At 57.1% G+C, this 19,565-nt stretch carries 17 protein-coding genes; 13 read left to right on the plus strand and 4 right to left on the minus strand.

Annotation, left to right across the window (positions count from 1 at the left end; genetic code table 11):
* Positions 1–11: 11 nt before the first annotated feature.
* From kdpB to kdpF, 3 genes are read right to left on the minus strand one after another with little or no spacing between them, the layout of a single operon-like run.
* Complete coding sequence (gene kdpB / locus ACOTXF_RS07655) at positions 12–2,060, minus strand: potassium-transporting ATPase subunit KdpB (RefSeq protein ID WP_232926734.1); 2,049 nt, start codon at positions 2,058–2,060, stop codon at positions 12–14.
* A gap of 18 nt (positions 2,061–2,078) precedes the next feature.
* Complete coding sequence (kdpA, locus tag ACOTXF_RS07660; protein WP_047745261.1) at positions 2,079–3,758, minus strand: potassium-transporting ATPase subunit KdpA; 1,680 nt, start codon at positions 3,756–3,758, stop codon at positions 2,079–2,081.
* Positions 3,758–3,847: a K(+)-transporting ATPase subunit F gene (kdpF, locus tag ACOTXF_RS07665; protein WP_014069365.1), complete on the minus strand. Its 90-nt coding sequence runs from the start codon at positions 3,845–3,847 to the stop codon at positions 3,758–3,760. The genes kdpA and kdpF overlap by 1 nt, the downstream gene beginning before the upstream one ends.
* A 309-nt stretch (positions 3,848–4,156) precedes the next feature.
* Between kdpF and ACOTXF_RS07670 the strand changes: the two genes are divergently transcribed.
* The 7 genes from ACOTXF_RS07670 (at position 4,157) to nei (ending at position 10,004) form a co-directional block, all read left to right on the plus strand.
* Positions 4,157–4,363 (plus strand): YbfA family protein, encoded by a 207-nt coding sequence (locus ACOTXF_RS07670; RefSeq protein WP_008501079.1) that lies wholly within the window; start codon positions 4,157–4,159, stop codon positions 4,361–4,363.
* Positions 4,364–4,703: 340 nt separating this feature from the next.
* Positions 4,704–6,116 carry a deoxyribodipyrimidine photo-lyase gene (gene phrB / locus ACOTXF_RS07675; RefSeq protein ID WP_126324888.1) on the plus strand — a complete coding sequence of 471 codons (1,413 nt, stop codon included), beginning with the start codon at positions 4,704–4,706 and terminating at the stop codon, positions 6,114–6,116.
* 10 nt (positions 6,117–6,126) lie between these two features.
* On the plus strand, positions 6,127–6,870 hold the full coding sequence (locus tag ACOTXF_RS07680; RefSeq protein WP_045407780.1) for a type 2 GTP cyclohydrolase I: 744 nt from the start codon (positions 6,127–6,129) through the stop codon (positions 6,868–6,870).
* A gap of 14 nt (positions 6,871–6,884) precedes the next feature.
* Entirely contained in the window at positions 6,885–7,541 is a 657-nt protein-coding gene (gene pxpB, locus ACOTXF_RS07685; RefSeq protein WP_021241020.1) for a 5-oxoprolinase subunit PxpB, read from the plus strand.
* A complete protein-coding gene (pxpC, locus tag ACOTXF_RS07690) occupies positions 7,535–8,467 on the plus strand; it encodes a 5-oxoprolinase subunit PxpC (RefSeq protein WP_232926732.1) in 933 nt (310 codons plus the stop codon). The genes pxpB and pxpC overlap by 7 nt, the downstream gene beginning before the upstream one ends.
* Complete coding sequence (gene pxpA, locus ACOTXF_RS07695; protein WP_025912732.1) at positions 8,454–9,194, plus strand: 5-oxoprolinase subunit PxpA; 741 nt, start codon at positions 8,454–8,456, stop codon at positions 9,192–9,194. The genes pxpC and pxpA overlap by 14 nt, the downstream gene beginning before the upstream one ends.
* 18 nt (positions 9,195–9,212) lie before the next feature.
* Positions 9,213–10,004 carry an endonuclease VIII gene (gene nei / locus ACOTXF_RS07700; protein ID WP_039024415.1) on the plus strand — a complete coding sequence of 264 codons (792 nt, stop codon included), beginning with the start codon at positions 9,213–9,215 and terminating at the stop codon, positions 10,002–10,004.
* Between the two features lie 85 nt (positions 10,005–10,089).
* Here the strand turns inward: nei and ACOTXF_RS07705 are convergent, their stop codons facing one another.
* Positions 10,090–11,373, minus strand: coding sequence for a citrate synthase (locus ACOTXF_RS07705; protein WP_008501086.1), 1,284 nt, complete (start codon positions 11,371–11,373; stop codon positions 10,090–10,092).
* A gap of 639 nt (positions 11,374–12,012) precedes the next feature.
* On the opposite strand from ACOTXF_RS07705, the gene sdhC reads away from it, so the two are divergent.
* From sdhC to odhB, 6 genes are all read left to right on the plus strand, one after another.
* Positions 12,013–12,417 carry a succinate dehydrogenase cytochrome b556 subunit gene (gene sdhC / locus ACOTXF_RS07710; RefSeq protein ID WP_020684965.1) on the plus strand — a complete coding sequence of 135 codons (405 nt, stop codon included), beginning with the start codon at positions 12,013–12,015 and terminating at the stop codon, positions 12,415–12,417.
* The gene (gene sdhD / locus ACOTXF_RS07715) at positions 12,411–12,758 is read left to right on the plus strand and encodes a succinate dehydrogenase membrane anchor subunit (protein ID WP_008501088.1); all 348 of its coding nucleotides are present in this window, start codon (positions 12,411–12,413) and stop codon (positions 12,756–12,758) included. Before sdhC ends, sdhD begins: the two co-directional genes overlap by 7 nt.
* A complete protein-coding gene (sdhA, locus tag ACOTXF_RS07720) occupies positions 12,758–14,524 on the plus strand; it encodes a succinate dehydrogenase flavoprotein subunit (RefSeq protein WP_008501089.1) in 1,767 nt (588 codons plus the stop codon). The genes sdhD and sdhA overlap by 1 nt, the downstream gene beginning before the upstream one ends.
* A 15-nt stretch (positions 14,525–14,539) precedes the next feature.
* Positions 14,540–15,256, plus strand: coding sequence for a succinate dehydrogenase iron-sulfur subunit SdhB (gene sdhB, locus ACOTXF_RS07725; RefSeq protein WP_008501090.1), 717 nt, complete (start codon positions 14,540–14,542; stop codon positions 15,254–15,256).
* Between the two features lie 248 nt (positions 15,257–15,504).
* Positions 15,505–18,312 (plus strand): 2-oxoglutarate dehydrogenase E1 component, encoded by a 2,808-nt coding sequence (sucA, locus tag ACOTXF_RS07730; protein WP_047745273.1) that lies wholly within the window; start codon positions 15,505–15,507, stop codon positions 18,310–18,312.
* Positions 18,313–18,326: 14 nt separating this feature from the next.
* Entirely contained in the window at positions 18,327–19,547 is a 1,221-nt protein-coding gene (odhB, locus tag ACOTXF_RS07735) for a 2-oxoglutarate dehydrogenase complex dihydrolipoyllysine-residue succinyltransferase (protein WP_008501093.1), read from the plus strand.
* Positions 19,548–19,565 lie beyond the last annotated feature (18 nt).

The following is a 19,565-nucleotide window of genomic DNA, read 5'->3' on the forward strand; positions in this document are numbered from 1 at the left end:
TGATTCACCTTTTAAACCAGGCCGAACAGCGTCAACAGCAGGTCGATAACCTTGATACCGACGAAGGGCACCACCAGCCCGCCCAGGCCGTAAATCCACAGGTTGCGGCGCAGCATGGTGGCCGCCGTGAGCGGCTTATAGCTCACGCCCTTCAGCGCCAGCGGGATCAGGAAGACAATAATCAGGGCGTTAAAAATCACTGCGCTCAGAATGGCCGAGGCCGGAGAGTGCAGGTGCATCACGTTCAACGCGTTTAATTGCGGATAGGTCGCAGCAAACGCGGCCGGAATGATGGCGAAATACTTCGCCACGTCGTTGGCGATACTGAACGTGGTCAGCGAACCGCGCGTCATCAGCATCTGCTTGCCGATGTGCACCACTTCAATCAGCTTGGTCGGGTTAGAGTCGAGGTCGACCATGTTGCCCGCCTCTTTTGCGGCCTGGGTACCGGAGTTCATCGCCACCGCCACGTCGGCCTGCGCGAGGGCAGGGGCATCGTTGGTCCCGTCACCGGTCATCGCCACCAGACGGCCTTCCGCCTGATACTGACGAATCAGTGCCAGCTTGGCTTCCGGTGTGGCTTCGGAAAGGAAATCATCCACGCCCGCTTCGGCGGCAATCGCCGCGGCGGTAAGACGGTTATCCCCGGTGATCATCACCGTTTTGATCCCCATTTTACGCAGCTGGGCAAAGCGCTCTTTGATGCCGCCTTTGACGATGTCCTTCAGGGCAATGACCCCGAGCACGCGCGCGCCTTCGGCCACCACCAGCGGCGTCGCCCCCTGACGGGCCACGCTTTCGACCAGGCTGTCCACTTCCGGCGGGAAATGACCGTTGTTGGCCTCAATGTGGCGGCGAATCGCGTCAACCGAGCCTTTACGGATCATGCGATCCTGAATGTCAATGCCGCTCATGCGGGTTTGCGCCGTGAAGGGCACGAACGTGGCGTGCAGGCTCTGAACGTCGCGCTGGCGCAGGTTAAAGCGCTGCTTGGCGAGGATCACAATGCTGCGGCCTTCTGGGGTTTCATCGGCAAGGGATGAGAGCTGCGCGGCATCCGCCAGCGTTTTTTCATCCACGCCCGGGGCGGGTAAGAAATCCGACGCCTGGCGGTTACCGAGGGTAATGGTCCCGGTTTTATCCAGCAGCAAGACGTCCACGTCACCGGCGGCTTCTACCGCACGCCCGCTGGTGGCGATGACGTTGGCACCGAGCATACGGCTCATACCGGCCACGCCGATGGCCGACAGCAGGCCGCCGATGGTGGTGGGGATCAGACAAACCAGCAGCGCCACCAGCACCGTGACGGTGACCGCGGTACCGCCATAGGCAGAGAACGGCCACAGCGTCGCGGTTGCCAGCAGGAAGACAATGGTCAGGGCCACCAGCAGGATGGTCAGGGCAATCTCGTTTGGCGTTTTACGGCGCTGTGCGCCTTCCACCATGGCGATCATCCGGTCGAGGAAGGTTTCACCCGGGTTAACGCTGCACTGGATCACCAGCCAGTCGGAGAGAATGCGCGTCCCGCCCGTCACGGAGGCGAAATCGCCGCCGGACTCACGGATCACCGGCGCGGATTCGCCGGTAATAGCGCTCTCATCGACCGATGCGCCCCCTTCAATAACTTCGCCGTCGCAAGGGATGATGTCACCGGCTTCCACCAGCACCACATCGCCTTTACGCAGTTCATCTGCCGGAACGTGGTCCATCTGGGCACCGTACTTCGGTTCACGTAGCTTGCGTGCGAAGGCGGTCTTTTTCACCCCTTTCAGGCTGTTGGCCTGGGCTTTGCTCCGGCCTTCCGCCAGCGCTTCCGCAAAGTTGGCGAACAGCACGGTAAACCACAGCCACAGGCTGATGGCGCCGGTAAACATCGCATTTCCCGGCATATGGCCTGTTCCCATGGCAATCGCCAGGGCGGTGGTCAGGACGCTTCCCGCCCAGACGATAAACATCACCGGGTTGTGCCACTGCACGCGCGGGCTCAGCTTTTTCACCGCATCCATGAGCGCCTGGCGAACTAATGACGGTTCGAACAGGGCCAGTTGTTTACGACTCATGACAATTTCTCCGCAAAATCAGCGTAAAGAGAGGTATTCCGCGACCGGGCCTAACGCGAGGGCGGGGATAAAGGTCAGGGCGCCGACCAGCAACACGGTGCCCGTCAGCAGGCCGATAAACAGCGCGCCGTGGGTCGGTAACGTTCCGGTGGTGGTCGGTTGGATTTTTTTGTTCACCAGCGATCCGGCTATCGCCATAACCGGCACAATGATCCCGAAGCGACCCACAAACATGCAGAACGCCAGCAGACAGTTCCAGAATGGAGAGTTGGCGCTTAGGCCTGCAAAGGCGCTGCCGTTGTTGTTGGCGGCAGAGGAGACGGCATACAGCACTTCGCTAAAACCGTGAATGCCAGGGTTAAAGATGCCGCTGCGTCCAGCCTCGGTCATCAACGCCAGCGCGGTGCCGAGCAGCACGAGGGCCGGGGTGACCAGAATTGCCAGCGCGGTTAATTTCATTTCGCGAACGTCGATCTTTTTACCCAGATACTCCGGGGTGCGGCCAATCATCAGACCGGCAATAAACACCGCCAGCAGCACGAACAGCAGCATGCCGTAAAGACCGGAGCCCACGCCGCCAAACACCACCTCGCCAATCTGCATCAGCCACATCGGGATCATGCCGCCCAGCGCCGTAAAGGAATCATGCATGGCATTGACGGCCCCGCACGACGCTGCCGTGGTGACCACCGCATACAGGCTGCTGGCGAGAATGCCAAAGCGGCTCTCTTTACCTTCCATGTTGATTGCGCTATCTGCACCCAGTGAGAGGAAGTGCGGATTACCCTGCCATTCGGCCCACATCACCAGCGCAACACAGACCACGAAAATAAGCGACATGGTCCAGAGCAGGGTTCGCCCCTGACGGCGATCGTTGACCACGTCGCCAAAGGCAAAGCAGAGCGCGGCGGGGATCAGGAAAATCGCCAGCATCTGCACAAAATTGGTCAGGGCGGTCGGGTTTTCGAACGGGTGCGACGAGTTGGCATTGAAGAAGCCGCCACCGTTCGTTCCGAGCATTTTGATGGCTTCCTGCGACGCCACTGGCCCCATCGGCAGGAGCTGTTTTGCGCCTTCCAGCGAGGTATAAGGTGCGTAAGGCAGCAGGTTTTGCAGGCTGCCCTGCTGAATGAAGAACAGCGCGATCAGCAGCGCAATCGGCAGCAGGATCCACAGGGTAATGCGCGTCAGGTCTACCCACGCGTTACCCAGCGTGCTCACTTTCTGGCGCGCAAACGCACGCGTTAGCGCGAAGATCACCGCAATACCGCTGGCGGCAGAGAGGAAGTTCTGCACGGTTAGCCCGACCATCTGGCTGAAGTAGCTGAGCGTGGTTTCACCGGCATAGGACTGCCAGTTGGTGTTGGTGACAAAACTGACCGCCGTGTTTAGCGCCAGATGCCAGGACAGGCCCGGTAACTGCTGCGGATTCAAAGGCAGGACACCCTGCAACATCAGCATGGCAAAAAGCGCGATGAGGCCAACGATATTCAGCAGCAGAATAGCGATCAGATAGTCACGCCAGTTCATCTCCCGCTCGTCTATACCCAGTACGCGCCAGATCCCTTTTTCAACGCCTCCCATGCCGGGCAGGGGAACGTTATTGATCAGCCGTGCCAGCCCCGAGCCCAGTGGCCTTGCCAGGACGAACAACACCACTAAGAAACTGGCAATAAGCAAAAACGCCTGAGCAGCCATCAGAATGCCTCCGCATTAATCAGGGCATAAACCAGATAACCCAATAACAGGAACACCAGCACGATGCCGGCAATAAGACCTGCACTCACAATCCACCTCCGGGTGACTTTTGTTGTTGTGCTAACGGTAGGATTTATGGCGCAAAGATTTCGCAAAAATGAGAAGGGCGGGTGTAAAAAAAGTATAAAAATGGCAAAGCCCACAATTTAACTATTGATAAGTAAATCGTTAACTTTTTTGTAACTTAATTACGGCGTGAATGTAAATTTTGGCTAAACGGACGAAAATAAGTGGTCGGATGAGTAGTAAAATTACAAACAAAGCGATATTATTTTAGCCAGGTCACAGATTTTGAATTTTCCGGATGACGTTTCCGGCCAACTATAGGGGAGAAAAATATGGATCTTTATAAAGAGTTTCCGGCTCATATCGTGTTCATGCGCCGCGCTTTCGCCGTAGTGGCTGGCGTGCTGGCTCTGCCGGTGATGCTGTTCTGGAAAGATCGTGCACGTTTTTATAGCTATCTGCACCGCGTCTGGGCGAAAACCAGCGAGAAGCCGGTGTGGATGGATCAGGCCGAGAAAGCGACCTGCGATTTTTATTGATACTAAGACGACACCCAGAAAAAAACGCCGGGGGAGGGATAGCCCCTCGTCAGGGTTTACAGGCACATAATAGTCGTCTTTCTTGCCGGGTGACGCTGCGCTTACCCGGCCTACACAGGGCAAAGAGATCAATGCATTGCATGTTTCATTGTAGGCCCTTGCAAGCGTAGCGCCGCCGGGCGAAATGCACAGCATGCACCTTGTCATCAGTCTGTAAGGCCGCCTTGGGCGGCCTTTTTTATTTCATCCCGTCTACACTTCATGGCAAAGTAGTTCAATGCATGCTTTTTCCTTTTACGGCATGCCCTTACGGACATAATGGATATTTGCCTGGAGTTTTATGCCCACCCATCTGGTTTGGTTTCGCGCGGACCTGCGCGTACATGACAACTTCGCACTCGCGGCAGCCTGCCGTTCCGATGACGCCAGCGTGCTGGCGCTGTTTATCGCTACGCCTGAACAGTGGCAGCAGCATGATATGGCCCCGCGGCAGGCGGCTTACCTCAAATCGCATCTGAACGATCTGCAACACTCACTGGCTGAAAAAGGTATCCCGCTGATCTACAAAGAGGTCAGTGACTTTGCCGCGCAGCTTAAGATGTTGCGGGAGGTATGTCAGCAGAACGGCGTCACGCATCTTTTTTATAACTACCAGTACGAGCTGAACGAACGGCTGCGGGATCGCCAACTGGAGAACATTCTGGGCGAGGTGGTTTGTGAAGGATTTGATGACAGCGTAATGCTGGCACCGGGCAGCGTCATGACCGGCGGCCATGAAATGTATAAAGTGTTCACGCCGTTTAAAAATGCTTTTGTTAAACGTCTGAAAGAGGCGCTGCCGGAGTGCGTACCCGCACCCGCAGCCAGAGGGGAAGCTATAACCACGCTGCCTGAATTAACGTTTAACTATCCCCAACAGACATTCGATGAGCTTCTGTTCCCCGCAAACGAGAAGGCAGCAATGGCGAAGCTGCGCCAGTTTTGCAAACAGGGCGCGGGAGAGTACGACGCGCGCAGGGATTTCCCGGCGATTGAAGGGACAAGCCGCTTATCGGCAAGCCTGGCGCTGGGCGTACTCTCTCCTCGCCAGTGTTTACATCGTCTTCTGGCCGAGCAGCCGCAGGCGATGGACGGTGGGGCGGGTTCGGTGTGGCTGAACGAACTCATCTGGCGTGAATTCTATCGCCATCTGATGACGTATCATCCCGATCTCTGTAAGCATCGTCCGTTCATTCCCTGGACCGACAACGTAAAATGGCAGCACGATGAGGCACGTTTACAGGCCTGGCAAAAAGGGGAAACGGGCTATCCGATTGTTGATGCTGCCATGCGCCAGCTGAATGAAACAGGGTGGATGCACAACCGCCTGCGAATGATTACCGCCAGCTTTCTGGTGAAGGATCTGCTTATCGACTGGCGTATCGGAGAGCGCTATTTTATCTCTCAGCTGATCGACGGCGATCTCGCTGCGAATAACGGCGGCTGGCAGTGGGCGGCCTCTACCGGCACCGATGCGGCTCCCTATTTCAGGATTTTTAATCCGACCACTCAGGGGCAAAAATTTGATGCCAACGGCGACTTTATCCGCCGCTGGTTGCCCGCGCTCAGGAACGTTCCTGCAAAAGCGATCCACGACCCGTGGGCATGGGCGGATAAACAGGGCGTAAAGCTCGATTATCCCCGCCCGATTGTTGACCATAAACAGGCGCGCACCGCCACGCTGGCGGCGTACGAAGCCGCCCGAAAAGTTTGAGAGCATAAAGATGAAAAACAGTGAACTGGAACGCCTGATTAACGAAAAACTCAATACCGCCTCCTTCAGCGACTACGGCCCAAATGGCCTGCAGGTAGAAGGGCGCGAAACGGTGCAGAAAATTATCACCGGCGTCACGGCAAGCCAGGCGCTGCTGGACGAGGCTGTCCGTCAGGAAGCCGATGCGGTGATTGTCCATCACGGCTACTTCTGGAAAAACGAATCACCGATTATTCGCGGCATGAAGCGCAACCGCCTGAAAACGTTGCTGGCAAATGACATCAACCTGTACGGTTACCACCTGCCGCTGGACGCACACCCGGAACTGGGCAACAACGTTCAGCTTGCGCAGCTGTTGGGGATAACCGTAATGGGCGAAATCGAGCCGCTGGTGCCGTGGGGCGAGCTGGCGATGCCGGTTCCCGGACTGGAGCTGGCCTCGTGGATTGAAGCGCGCCTGGGGCGTCGCCCGCTGTGGTGCGGCGATACGGGCGCGGACCAGGTAAAACGCGTTGCCTGGTGCACCGGGGGCGGGCAGGGCTTTATCGACAGCGCCGCGCGCTTCGGTGTTGATGCCTTTATCACCGGCGAGGTTTCCGAGCAGACCATTCACTCGGCGCGTGAACAGGGGCTGCATTTCTACGCGGCCGGTCATCATGCCACCGAGCGCGGCGGCATTCGGGCCCTCAGCGAGTGGCTGACGGAAAATACCGATCTGGATGTAACCTTTATTGATATCCCTAATCCGGCCTGATGAGAGGTGCCTGAGTGCAGCGAGCGCGTTGTTATCTTCTGGGAGAAACGGCAGTGGTTCTGGAGCTCGAGCCGCCGGTGACCCTTGCCACGCAAAAGCGTATCTGGCGGCTAACCCAGCGTCTGGTCGATCTGCCGGACGTGGTTGAAGCCATTCCGGGGATGAATAACATCACGGTGGTGCTGCGTAGTCCGCATACGCTGGCGCTGGATGCCATCGAGCGTTTACAGCGCTGGTGGGAAGAGAGCGAGGCGCTGGAGCCGGAATCGCGTGCCATTGAGATCCCGGTCGTTTATGGCGGTACGGGGGGACCGGATCTTGGTGTGGTCGCAGACCATTGCGGGCTCACCGAAAAGCAGGTGGTTGAGCTGCACAGTTCGGTGGATTACGTCGTCTGGTTCCTGGGATTCCAGCCCGGATTCCCGTATCTGGGGGGATTATCTCCCCGGCTGCATACGCCGCGCCGCGCTGAACCGCGCCTGAGCGTACCGGCGGGGACGGTCGCGATTGGTGGCGAGCAGACCGGCGTCTATCCGCTGGCTTCGCCCGGTGGTTGGCAGCTTATTGGGCATACCGCCACCCCGTTATTTGACCCCGCGCTGGCGTCGCCAATACTCCTGCGCCCGGGCGACACCCTTCGCTTTATCCCGCAGAAGGAGGGGGTATGTTAACGCTTATTCGCGCCGGGCTTTACACCTCCGTACAGGATGCCGGGCGCTTTGGCATGCGCCAGTCCGGCGTGAGCTATTGTGGCGCGCTGGACCGTCCAGCGCTGGAAATCGCTAACGTGCTGGTGGGCAACCCCGGCAGCACGGCGGCGCTCGAAATTACGCTCGGCCAGTGTGTCATTGAGTTTGGTCAGGAGACCTGGTTCGCACTTACCGGCGCAGGCTGTGATGCCACGCTGGACGGCAAAGCGGTGTGGACCGGCTGGCGTCTGCGGGCGAAAGCCGGGCAGCGTCTGACCTTAAAGCGTCCTCTGCACGGCGTGCGTAGCTATCTCGCGGTGGCTGGCGGCATTGATGTGCCTGAGGTGCTGGGCTCATCCAGTACCGATCAGAAAGCCGGGATAGGCGGTCACGAAGGACGTCTGTTGCGCGACGGCGATCGCCTGGCGATTAAGCCCTCTTCGCGTCACTTCTCGACGGCTCAGGGGGTGAAACAACTTCTCTGGGGAAACCAGATCCGCGCCTTACCGGGGCCGGAATATCATGAGTTCGACGAGGCCTCAAAAGAGTCTTTGTGGCGCGCGCCGTGGAAGCTTAGTCCGCAGAGTAACCGAATGGGCTATCGTCTGCAGGGGCAGCCGCTGATCCGGACCACCGACCGGGAACTGCTCTCCCACGGTTTGTTGCCCGGCGTGATTCAGGTTCCAGGCAACGGGCAACCGATCGTCTTAATGAACGACGCGCAGACGACGGGGGGCTATCCGCGAATTGCCTGCATTATTGAAGCCGATCGCTACCATCTGGCGCAAATTCCCCTCGGTCAGCCGATTCACTTCGTGCAGTGTTCGCTGGAGGAAGCGCTAAAGGCGCGGCAGGATCAGCAGCGCTATCTCGAACAGCTGGCGTGGAGGCTCGATGGTAAAGATTGATTTAAACGCCGATCTGGGCGAGGGCGGCAGCGCCGACGCGGCGCTAATGACGCTGGTCTCTTCGGTCAATATTGCCTGCGGCTTTCACGCGGGCGATGCGCAAACCATGCTGGAGAGCGTGCGTCATGCCATCAAAAATGGCGTGGCGATTGGCGCTCACCCGAGCTTCCCTGACCGGGATAACTTTGGCCGCACCGCGATGGACCTGCCGCCTGAGACGGTCTACGCTCAGGTGCTCTACCAGACTGGCGCACTGGAGGCGATGGTTCGCGCCGGGAAGGGCGTACTGCGTCACGTGAAGCCGCACGGTATGCTCTATAACCAGGCGGCAAAAGACCCGGTACTGGCGGCGGCGATTGCCCGTGCGGTGCGGGACTGTAATCCGCAGCTGATTCTGGTCGGCCTGGCGGGCAGTGAGCTTATTCGTGCCGGAGAACGGCTGGGGCTGACCACGCGGCAGGAGGTGTTTGCCGATCGGGGATACATGCCGGACGGCAGTCTGGTTCCGCGCACGCAAGCCGGTGCGCTGATTACCGATGAAGCGAAAGCGCTGGCGCAGACGCTGGAGATGGTGCGCTACGGGCGAGTGACCGCCGTGGATGGCACAACGGCGCACGTTCAGGCTGATACGGTATGTTTACACGGCGATGGCGAGCATGCGCTCCAGTTCGCGCGCCGCCTGCGGGCCGCGTTCGCTGAAGAGGGCATTCTTGTCAGCGCAGATTAATCATAAAAGGACAGAAAAATGCCAGAAGGCCCGGAGATCCGCCGCGCGGCGGATAGCCTCGAGGCGGCGATAAAGGGCAAACCGCTGACGGAGGTCTGGTTTGCTTTTCCTCAACTGAAACCGTTTGAATCACAGCTGGTGGGGCAGTCGGTAACGCATATTGAAACGCGCGGCAAAGCGTTGCTCACGCACTTTTCCCATAACCTGACGTTATATAGCCATAACCAGCTTTACGGCGTGTGGCGCGTGGTGGAGGCGGGTGAACGGCCGCAAACGACCCGCGTGCTGCGCGTCAGGCTGCAAACGGCGGATAAGGCGATCCTGCTCTATAGCGCTTCTGATATCGAAATGTTAACGCCTGAGCAGTTGCTCACGCACCCGTTCTTACAGCGGGTTGGGCCGGACGTGCTGGATATGCGCCTGACGGCGAGCGACGTGAAGGCCCGACTGCTATCGCCCACATTCCGCAACCGGCAGTTTTCCGGCCTGTTCCTTGACCAGGCCTTTCTCGCCGGGCTTGGCAACTACCTGCGGGTGGAGATCCTCTGGGAAGTCGGGCTGGCACCGCAGCACAAAGCTTCTCAGCTGAGCGATGAACAGCTGGAGGCGCTGTCCCACGCGCTGCTGGACATCCCGCGGCTGTCGTACAACACGCGTGGCATCGTAGATGAAAACAAGCACCACGGGGCGCTGTTCCGGTTCAAGGTGTTTCATCGGGCGGGGAAGAAGTGCGAGCGGTGCGGCGGGATTATCGACAGGATTATGCTCTCTTCGAGACCCTTTTACTGGTGTCCACATTGTCAAAAATAAAAAAGCCGGGTGGCGGCTACGCCTTACCCGGCCTATGTTTCGCATTTGTAGGCCCGGTAAGCGGTAGCGCCACCGGGCTTAACTTTTAGCGCTTCAGGTCAGACTTAAAATCACGCTGCTCGTAGCCGGTATACAGCTGACGAGGACGGGCGATCTTCATGCCTTCGCTGTGCATTTCGTTCCAGTGCGCAATCCAGCCTACGGTACGGGCCATGGCGAAGATCACGGTGAACATGGAAGACGGAATGCCCATCGCTTTCAGAATAATGCCAGAGTAGAAATCGACGTTCGGGTAGAGTTTCTTCTCGATGAAGTACGGGTCGTTCAGCGCGATGTGTTCCAGCTCCATCGCCACTTCCAGCAGGTCATCTTTGGTACCCAGCTCTTTCAGCACTTCGTGGCAGGTTTCACGCATCACGGTGGCGCGCGGGTCATAGTTTTTGTAAACACGGTGACCGAAGCCCATCAGGCGGAAGGAGTCATTCTTGTCTTTCGCGCGACGCACGAACTCAGGAATGTGCTCAACGGTGCTGATCTCTTCCAGCATCTTCAGCGCCGCTTCGTTGGCGCCGCCGTGCGCCGGTCCCCACAGGGAGGCAATGCCCGCAGCGATACAGGCGAACGGGTTCGCGCCTGAAGAGCCTGCGGTACGAACGGTTGAGGTCGAGGCGTTCTGTTCGTGGTCAGCATGCAGGATCAGAATACGGTCCATCGCGCGTTCCAGAACCGGGTTCACTTCGTACTCTTCGCACGGCGTGGAGAACATCATGCGCAGGAAGTTGCCCGCGTAGGAGAGGTCGTTACGCGGATACACAAACGGCTGGCCGATGGAGTATTTGTAACACATCGCCGCCATGGTAGGCATTTTGGACAGCAGACGGTAAGCGGCGATTTCACGGTGACGCGGGTTATTCACGTCAAGGGAGTCGTGGTAGAACGCGGCCAGCGCACCGGTAATACCGCACATCACCGCCATTGGGTGAGAGTCACGACGGAACGCATGGAACAGACGGGTAATCTGCTCATGGATCATGGTGTGACGGGTCACGGTGGTTTTAAATTCATCGAACTGGGCCTGCGTCGGTTTTTCGCCGTTCAGCAGGATGTAGCACACTTCCAGATAGTTGGATTCGGTGGCTAACTGATCGATAGGGAAGCCGCGATGGAGCAGGATACCTTCGTCACCGTCGATAAAGGTGATTTTGGATTCGCAAGATGCGGTAGAGGTAAATCCAGGGTCAAAGGTGAATACCCCTTTGGAACCCAGCGTACGGATATCAATAACATCCTGACCGAGCGTGCCTTTTAGCACATCCAGTTCAATAGCAGTGTCACCATTTAGGGTGAGCGTTGCCTTTGTATCAGCCATTTACGGTCTCCTTAGCGCCTTATGCTTAAGACTGCGCTTTACCGGATTTGCTTTCAGCTGTTAATCACCGTTACCAGATTGTTATTTGGCTTACCGCTCAGCTCACGAGGACAAACCAGGGTACAGAGCTATGGCGCCTTGCAGGTAAACGAATGAAATATCAGTGAAACAACAGCAAATCAGCGTTTTTGCAGTCCGAATTATTCAAACCTGTATATCACTAATAACTGTCCTGATAACTTCGGTCAATACCATCACACTGTTACATAACTATTTGTCAGGTGAAAGAGAGACCTCATAACTTTTGCGCATTATATGCCTTTTCTGATGACGTTTGTAACAATATTGTTTAACATTTGTCAAATCAGATGATTAAAAATTAAAAAGATGTTGTTATCGTGACCCTGATCACTGTTCCAGAGAAAACCCGACAAACTGTATGTAGGTTAATTGTAATGATTTTGTGAACGGCCTATACTGCCGCCAGGTCTCCGGAACACCCTGCAATCCCGAGCCACCCAGCGTTGTAATGTGTCGTTTAAGCATCTGGAAGCACTGTTTTGCATGACGCGCAGTTATAGAAAAGGAACGCTGTCTGACCCGCATCGCAGTCCGGAGGAAGGAAACAATAAGAACAGCATGTGGGCGTTATTCATGATAAGAAATGTGAAAAAACAAAGACCTGTCAATCTGGATCTCAAAACGATCCGGTTCCCCGTAACAGCAATAGCGTCCATTCTGCACCGTGTTTCTGGTGTGATTACGTTTGTGGCGGTCGGTATTCTGCTGTGGTTACTGGGCACCAGCCTCTCTTCCCCTGAAGGATTCCTCCAGGCCTCTGCCATCATGAACAGCTTCTTCGTGAAATTCATCATGTGGGGCATTCTGACCGCGCTGGCGTACCACGTTGTGGTGGGTGTTCGCCATATGCTGATGGACTTTGGCTACCTGGAAGAGACTTTCGAAGCCGGGAAGCGCTCCGCTAACATTTCATTTGTGATTACAGTCGTGCTTTCACTTCTCGCAGGAGTTCTCGTATGGTAAGCAACGCCTCCGCATTAGGACGCAACGGCGTACATGACTTCATTCTGGTCCGTGCTACCGCCATCGTTCTCACCCTCTACATCATCTATATGATCGGTTTCTTCGCGACCAGCGGCACGCTGACGTGGGAAATCTGGAGTGGGTTCTTCGGATCCGCCTTCACCAAAGTGTTCACCCTGCTGGCCCTTTTCTCCATTCTTATTCATGCCTGGATTGGCATGTGGCAGGTGTTGACCGATTACGTTAAACCGCTGGCGATTCGCCTTCCACTGCAGCTGGCCATTGTGGTTGCACTGGTGGTTTACGTTATTTATGGATTCGTTGTGGTGTGGGGTGTGTAATGAAACTGCCAGTCAGAGAATTTGATGCTGTTGTGATTGGTGCCGGTGGCGCAGGTATGCGTGCCGCACTGCAAATTTCCCAGAGTGGCCAGAGCTGTGCGCTGCTCTCTAAAGTCTTCCCAACCCGTTCCCATACTGTGTCTGCGCAGGGCGGTATTACCGTTGCGCTGGGTAACTCCCATGAAGATAACTGGGAATGGCACATGTATGACACGGTAAAAGGTTCCGATTACATCGGTGACCAGGATGCCATCGAATATATGTGTAAAACTGGCCCGGAAGCGATTCTGGAGCTGGACCACATGGGTCTGCCGTTCTCCCGTCTGGAAAATGGCACCATCTATCAGCGTCCGTTTGGCGGCCAGTCGAAAAACTTCGGCGGCGAGCAGGCGGCACGCACCGCGGCGGCGGCTGACCGTACCGGTCACGCGCTGCTACACACCCTGTATCAGCAGAACCTGAAAAACCACACCACCATCTTCTCCGAATGGTATGCGCTGGATCTGGTGAAAAACGCCGATGGCGCCATCGTTGGTTGTACCGCGCTGTGCATCGAAACCGGTGAAGTGGTCTACTTCAAAGCCCGCGCAACCGTGCTGGCGACCGGCGGTGCAGGCCGTATTTACCAGTCCACCACCAACGCCCACATCAACACCGGTGACGGTGTCGGTATGGCTATCCGCGCGGGCGTGCCGGTGCAGGATATGGAGATGTGGCAGTTCCACCCGACCGGCATCGCCGGTGCAGGCGTGCTGGTAACAGAAGGCTGCCGTGGTGAAGGTGGCTACCTGCTGAATAAACACGGCGAGCGCTTCATGGAGCGTTATGCCCCGAATGCGAAAGACCTGGCGGGTCGTGACGTGGTGGCGCGTTCCATCATGATCGAAATCCGTGAAGGCCGCGGCTGTGACGGCCCTTGGGGTCCACACGCCAAGCTGAAGCTCGACCACCTGGGTAAAGAAGTGCTGGAGTCCCGTCTGCCGGGCATCCTGGAACTGTCCCGCACCTTCGCGCACGTCGATCCGGTGAAAGAGCCGATTCCGGTTATCCCAACCTGCCACTACATGATGGGCGGTATTCCGACCAAAGTGACCGGTCAGGCGCTGACCGTGAACGAGCAGGGCGAAGACGTGGTCATTCCTGGCCTGTTCGCGGTGGGCGAAATTGCCTGCGTATCCGTACACGGCGCAAACCGTCTGGGCGGCAACTCCCTGCTGGACCTGGTGGTGTTTGGTCGTGCAGTGGGTCTGCATCTGCAGGAATCCATTGCGGAGCAGGGCGCGCTGCGTGACGCGACCGACGACGAAATTGATGCCTCTCTTGAGCGCCTCAACCGCTGGAACGGCAACCGTAACGGCGAAGATCCGGTGGAAATCCGTAAAGCGCTGCAGGAATGCATGCAGCACAACTTCTCGGTATTCCGTGAAGGCGACGCGATGGCCAAAGGTCTTGAGCAACTGAAAGCGATCCGCGAGCGTCTGAAAAATGCCCGTCTGGACGACACCTCCAGCGAGTTCAACACCCAGCGCGTTGAGTGCCTGGAGCTGGATAACCTGATGGAAACCGCGTTCGCGACCGCGATGTCGGCAAACTTCCGTACCGAAAGCCGTGGCGCGCATAGCCGCTTCGACTTCCCGGAGCGTGATGACGAAAACTGGCTGTGCCATTCCCTGTATCTGCCAGAGTCGGAAACCATGACGCGTCGTAGCGTCAACATGGAACCGAAACTGCGTCCGGCGTTCCCGCCGAAGATTCGTACTTACTAATGCGGAGACAGGATAATGAAACTCGAATTCTCAGTTTATCGTTATAACCCGGATGTTGATGACGCTCCGCGCATGCAGGACTACACCCTGGAAGCGGAAGAAGGTCGCGACATGATGCTGCTGGATGCCTTAATCCAGCTGAAAGAAAAAGATCCAACCCTGTCGTTCCGTCGCTCCTGCCGTGAAGGGGTGTGTGGTTCTGACGGTGTGAACATGAACGGCAAAAATGGCCTGGCCTGCATCACGCCAATTTCAGCGTTGCAGCGTCCTGGTCAGAAAATTGTTATCCGTCCTCTGCCAGGCCTGCCGGTCGTGCGTGATTTGGTGGTAGACATGGGGCAATTCTATGCACAATATGAGAAGATTAAGCCTTACTTATTGAATAATGGGCAAAATCCACCGGCTCGTGAGCACTTACAGTCTCCTGAGCAGCGTGAAAAACTCGATGGTCTGTACGAGTGTATTCTCTGCGCATGCTGTTCTACGTCCTGCCCGTCGTTCTGGTGGAACCCGGACAAGTTTATCGGCCCGGCCGGTCTGCTGGCTGCCTATCGCTTCCTGATCGATAGCCGCGACACCGAAACCGACAGCCGTCTGGAAGGACTGAGTGACGCTTTCAGCGTATTCCGCTGCCATAGCATCATGAACTGCGTCAGTGTGTGTCCGAAGGGGCTGAACCCGACGCGCGCCATCGGCCATATTAAGTCGATGCTGCTGCAGCGCAGTGCGTAAGTAACGTTGCCGGATGGCGCTGCGCTTATCCGGCCTACGAAACTGTAGGCCCGGTAAGCGTAGCGCCACCGGGCAAAATGCAGAAACCTTTAAAAACTGCCCTGTACTACCCTGAAGTCCAGACAGTTTCTAAAGGTTCCTTCGCGGGCCAAATGAAAAGAGCTCGCAGGTGAACCCCGGCACGTACACGTGGTGTGCGTGGTAGTTTCTACGGCGAAAGTAAGCATAAAAATGCTTAAGGGATCACGATGCAGAACGGCGCAATGAAAGCCTGGCTGGACTCTTCTTACCTCTCTGGTGCCAACCAGAGCTGGATAGAACAGCTCTATGAAGACTTCTTAACCGATCCTGACTCAGTGGACGCAAACTGGCGTTCCATGTTCCAGCAGTTGCCTGGTACAGGGGTCAAACCGGATCAATTCCATTCCAAAACACGTGATTATTTCCGTCGTCTGGCGAAGGATGCCTCACGTTACTCTTCTGCGATTTCCGACCCTGACACCAATGCGAAGCAGGTTAAAGTCCTGCAGCTTATCAACGCTTATCGCTTCCGTGGTCACCAGCATGCGAATCTCGATCCGCTGGGACTGTGGAAACAAGACCGTGTGGCCGATCTCGATCCGGCGTATCACGATCTGACCGAGGCCGATTTCCAGGAAAGCTTTAACGTAGGTTCCTTTGCCATCGGCAAAGATACGATGAAGCTGGGCGATCTGATTGACGCGCTCAAGCAAACCTACTGCGGCTCCATCGGCGCGGAATACATGCACATTACCTCTACCGAAGAGAAGCGCTGGATCCAGCAGCGCATCGAATCCGTAGCGGGCCACGCGACCTTCTCGGCTGACGAGAAAAAACGCTTCCTCAGCGAACTGACTGCAGCAGAAGGCCTTGAGCGCTATCTGGGCGCGAAGTTCCCGGGCGCAAAACGCTTCTCGCTGGAAGGCGGTGACGCCCTGGTGCCGATGCTGAAAGAGCTGATTCGTCACGCAGGCAAGAGCGGCACCCGTGAAGTGGTGCTGGGCATGGCACACCGTGGTCGTCTGAACGTACTGGTCAACGTGCTGGGTAAAAAACCGCAGGACCTGTTCGATGAATTCGCGGGCAAACATAAAGAACACCTCGGCACCGGCGACGTGAAGTACCACATGGGCTTCTCGTCTGATATCGAAACCGAAGGCGGTCTGGTTCACCTGGCGCTGGCGTTTAACCCGTCACACCTGGAAATCGTCAGCCCGGTGGTTATCGGTTCCGTGCGCGCGCGTCTGGATCGTCTGGACGAGCCGAGCAGCAACAAAGTTCTGCCAATCACCATCCACGGTGATGCGGCGGTGACAGGGCAGGGCGTGGTGCAGGAAACCCTGAACATGTCCAAAGCGCGTGGTTACGAAGTGGGCGGTACCGTTCGCATCGTGATCAACAACCAGGTGGGCTTCACCACCTCTAACCCGCTGGACGCACGTTCTACCCCGTACTGCACCGACATCGGTAAGATGGTGCAGGCGCCGATCTTCCACGTTAACGCGGATGACCCGGAAGCCGTGGCTTTCGTGACCCGTCTGGCGCTGGACTTCCGTAACACCTTCAAACGCGATGTGTTCATTGACCTCTTCTGCTACCGCCGTCACGGCCACAACGAAGCGGATGAGCCAAGTGCAACCCAGCCGCTGATGTACCAGAAAATCAAAAAACACCCGACGCCGCGCAAAATCTATGCTGACAAGCTGGAAAGCGACAAAGTGGCGACGCTGGAAGATGCGACCGAAATGGTCAACCTCTACCGCGACGCGCTGGACGCGGGTGAATGCGTAGTGAAAGAGCTGCGCCCGATGAACATGCACTCCTTTACCTGGTCGCCGTACCTCAACCACGAGTGGGATGAGAGCTATCCGAACAAGGTGGAGATGAAGCGCCTGCAGGAGCTGGCTAAACGCATCAGCACCGTGCCGGACGCTATCGAGATGCAGTCTCGCGTGGCGAAAATTTATGCTGACCGTCAGGCCATGGCGGCAGGCGAGAAGCTGTTCGACTGGGGCGGCGCGGAAACGCTGGCTTACGCGACGCTGGTTGACGAAGGCATTCCTGTTCGTCTGTCCGGTGAAGATGCGGGCCGTGGCACCTTCTTCCACCGTCACGCAGTCGTGCATAACCAGACCAACGGTTCAACGTACACGCCGTTGCAGCACGTGCACAACGGTCAGGGCCAGTTCAAGGTCTGGGACTCCGTGCTGTCTGAAGAAGCGGTGCTGGCCTTCGAATACGGTTACGCCACGGCTGAACCGCGCACCCTGACCATCTGGGAAGCGCAGTTCGGCGACTTCGCCAACGGTGCGCAGGTGGTGATCGACCAGTTCATCTCCTCCGGCGAACAGAAATGGGGCCGTATGTGTGGCCTGGTGATGCTGCTGCCGCACGGCTATGAAGGCCAGGGTCCGGAGCACTCCTCCGCGCGTCTGGAACGTTATCTGCAGCTCTGCGCGGAGCAGAACATGCAGGTTTGCGTACCGTCGACCCCGGCGCAGGTTTATCACATGCTGCGTCGTCAGGCGCTGCGCGGTATGCGTCGTCCGCTGGTGGTGATGTCGCCGAAATCCCTGCTGCGTCACCCGCTGGCGGTGTCGAGCCTGGAAGAGCTGGCGAACGGTACCTTCCTGCCGGCCATCGGTGAAATTGACGAGCTGGATCCGCAGGCCGTGAAGCGTGTAGTGATGTGTTCTGGTAAGGTTTATTACGACCTGCTGGAACAGCGCCGTAAGAACGATCAGAAAGATGTCGCCATCGTGCGTATCGAACAGCTTTATCCGTTCCCGCACCAGGCGGTGCAGGAAGCGCTGAAACCGTACGCTCACGTTCATGATTTTGTCTGGTGCCAGGAAGAGCCGCTCAACCAGGGCGCATGGTACTGCAGCCAGCATCATTTCCGTGAAGTGATTCCATTTGGGTCAGCCCTGCGCTATGCAGGTCGCCCGGCCTCCGCCTCTCCGGCGGTAGGGTATATGTCCGTTCACCAGAAGCAGCAACAAGATCTGGTCAATGACGCGCTGAACGTCGATTAATTAAAGGATACATAATGAGTAGCGTAGATATTCTTGTTCCCGACCTGCCTGAATCTGTAGCAGATGCGACCGTCGCTACCTGGCACAAAAAACCAGGCGATGCCGTTAAGCGCGATGAAGTGCTGGTAGAAATCGAAACTGACAAAGTGGTACTGGAAGTACCGGCTTCGGCGGATGGCGTTCTGGACGCGGTGCTGGAAGACGAAGGCACCACCGTCACCTCTCGTCAGATCCTGGGTCGCCTGCGTGAAGGCAACAGCGCGGGCAAAGAGTCCAGCGCGAAATCTGAAGAGAAAGCCTCTACGCCAGCGCAGCGCCAGCAGGCCTCTCTGGAAGAGCAGTCTAATGACGCCCTCAGCCCGGCGATCCGTCGCCTGCTGGCGGAACACAGCCTTGACCCGGCAGCCATTAAAGGCACCGGTGTGGGCGGTCGTCTGACCCGTGAAGACATCGACAAGCATCTGGCGAAAGCGCCTGCTCAGGCCGAAGCGAAAGCCCCTGCGGCAGCACCGGCAGCACAGCCTGCTCTGGGCGCTCGCAGCGAAAAACGCGTGCCGATGACCCGCCTGCGTAAGCGCGTGGCCGAGCGTCTGCTGGAAGCGAAAAACTCTACCGCGATGCTGACTACCTTCAACGAAGTGAACATGAAGCCAATCATGGACCTGCGTAAGCAGTACGGTGACGCGTTTGAAAAACGTCACGGTATCCGTCTGGGCTTTATGTCCTTCTACGTGAAGGCGGTGGTTGAGGCGCTGAAACGCTACCCGGAAGTGAACGCGTCCATCGATGGCGATGACGTGGTTTACCACAACTACTTCGACGTCAGCATGGCGGTTTCGACCCCACGTGGCCTGGTGACCCCGGTTCTGCGTGATGTGGATACCCTGGGTATGGCCGACATCGAGAAAAACATTAAAGAGCTGGCGGTGAAAGGCCGCGACGGCAAGCTGACCGTAGACGACCTGACCGGCGGTAACTTCACCATTACCAACGGCGGCGTCTTCGGCTCGCTGATGTCTACCCCGATCATTAACCCGCCGCAGAGCGCGATCCTGGGTATGCATGCCATCAAAGATCGTCCTATGGCGGTAGACGGTAAAGTTGAGATCCTGCCGATGATGTACCTGGCGCTCTCTTACGACCACCGCCTGATCGACGGCCGCGAGTCCGTGGGCTTCCTGGTAGCCATTAAAGAGCTGCTCGAAGATCCAACGCGTCTGCTGCTGGACGTCTAGTCACGATTTAGCATCACC

The sequence above is a fragment of the Enterobacter cloacae complex sp. IR53041 genome, assembly GCF_049238285.1.
In the GTDB taxonomy this organism is placed as follows: Bacteria; Pseudomonadota; Gammaproteobacteria; order Enterobacterales; family Enterobacteriaceae; genus Enterobacter; species Enterobacter roggenkampii.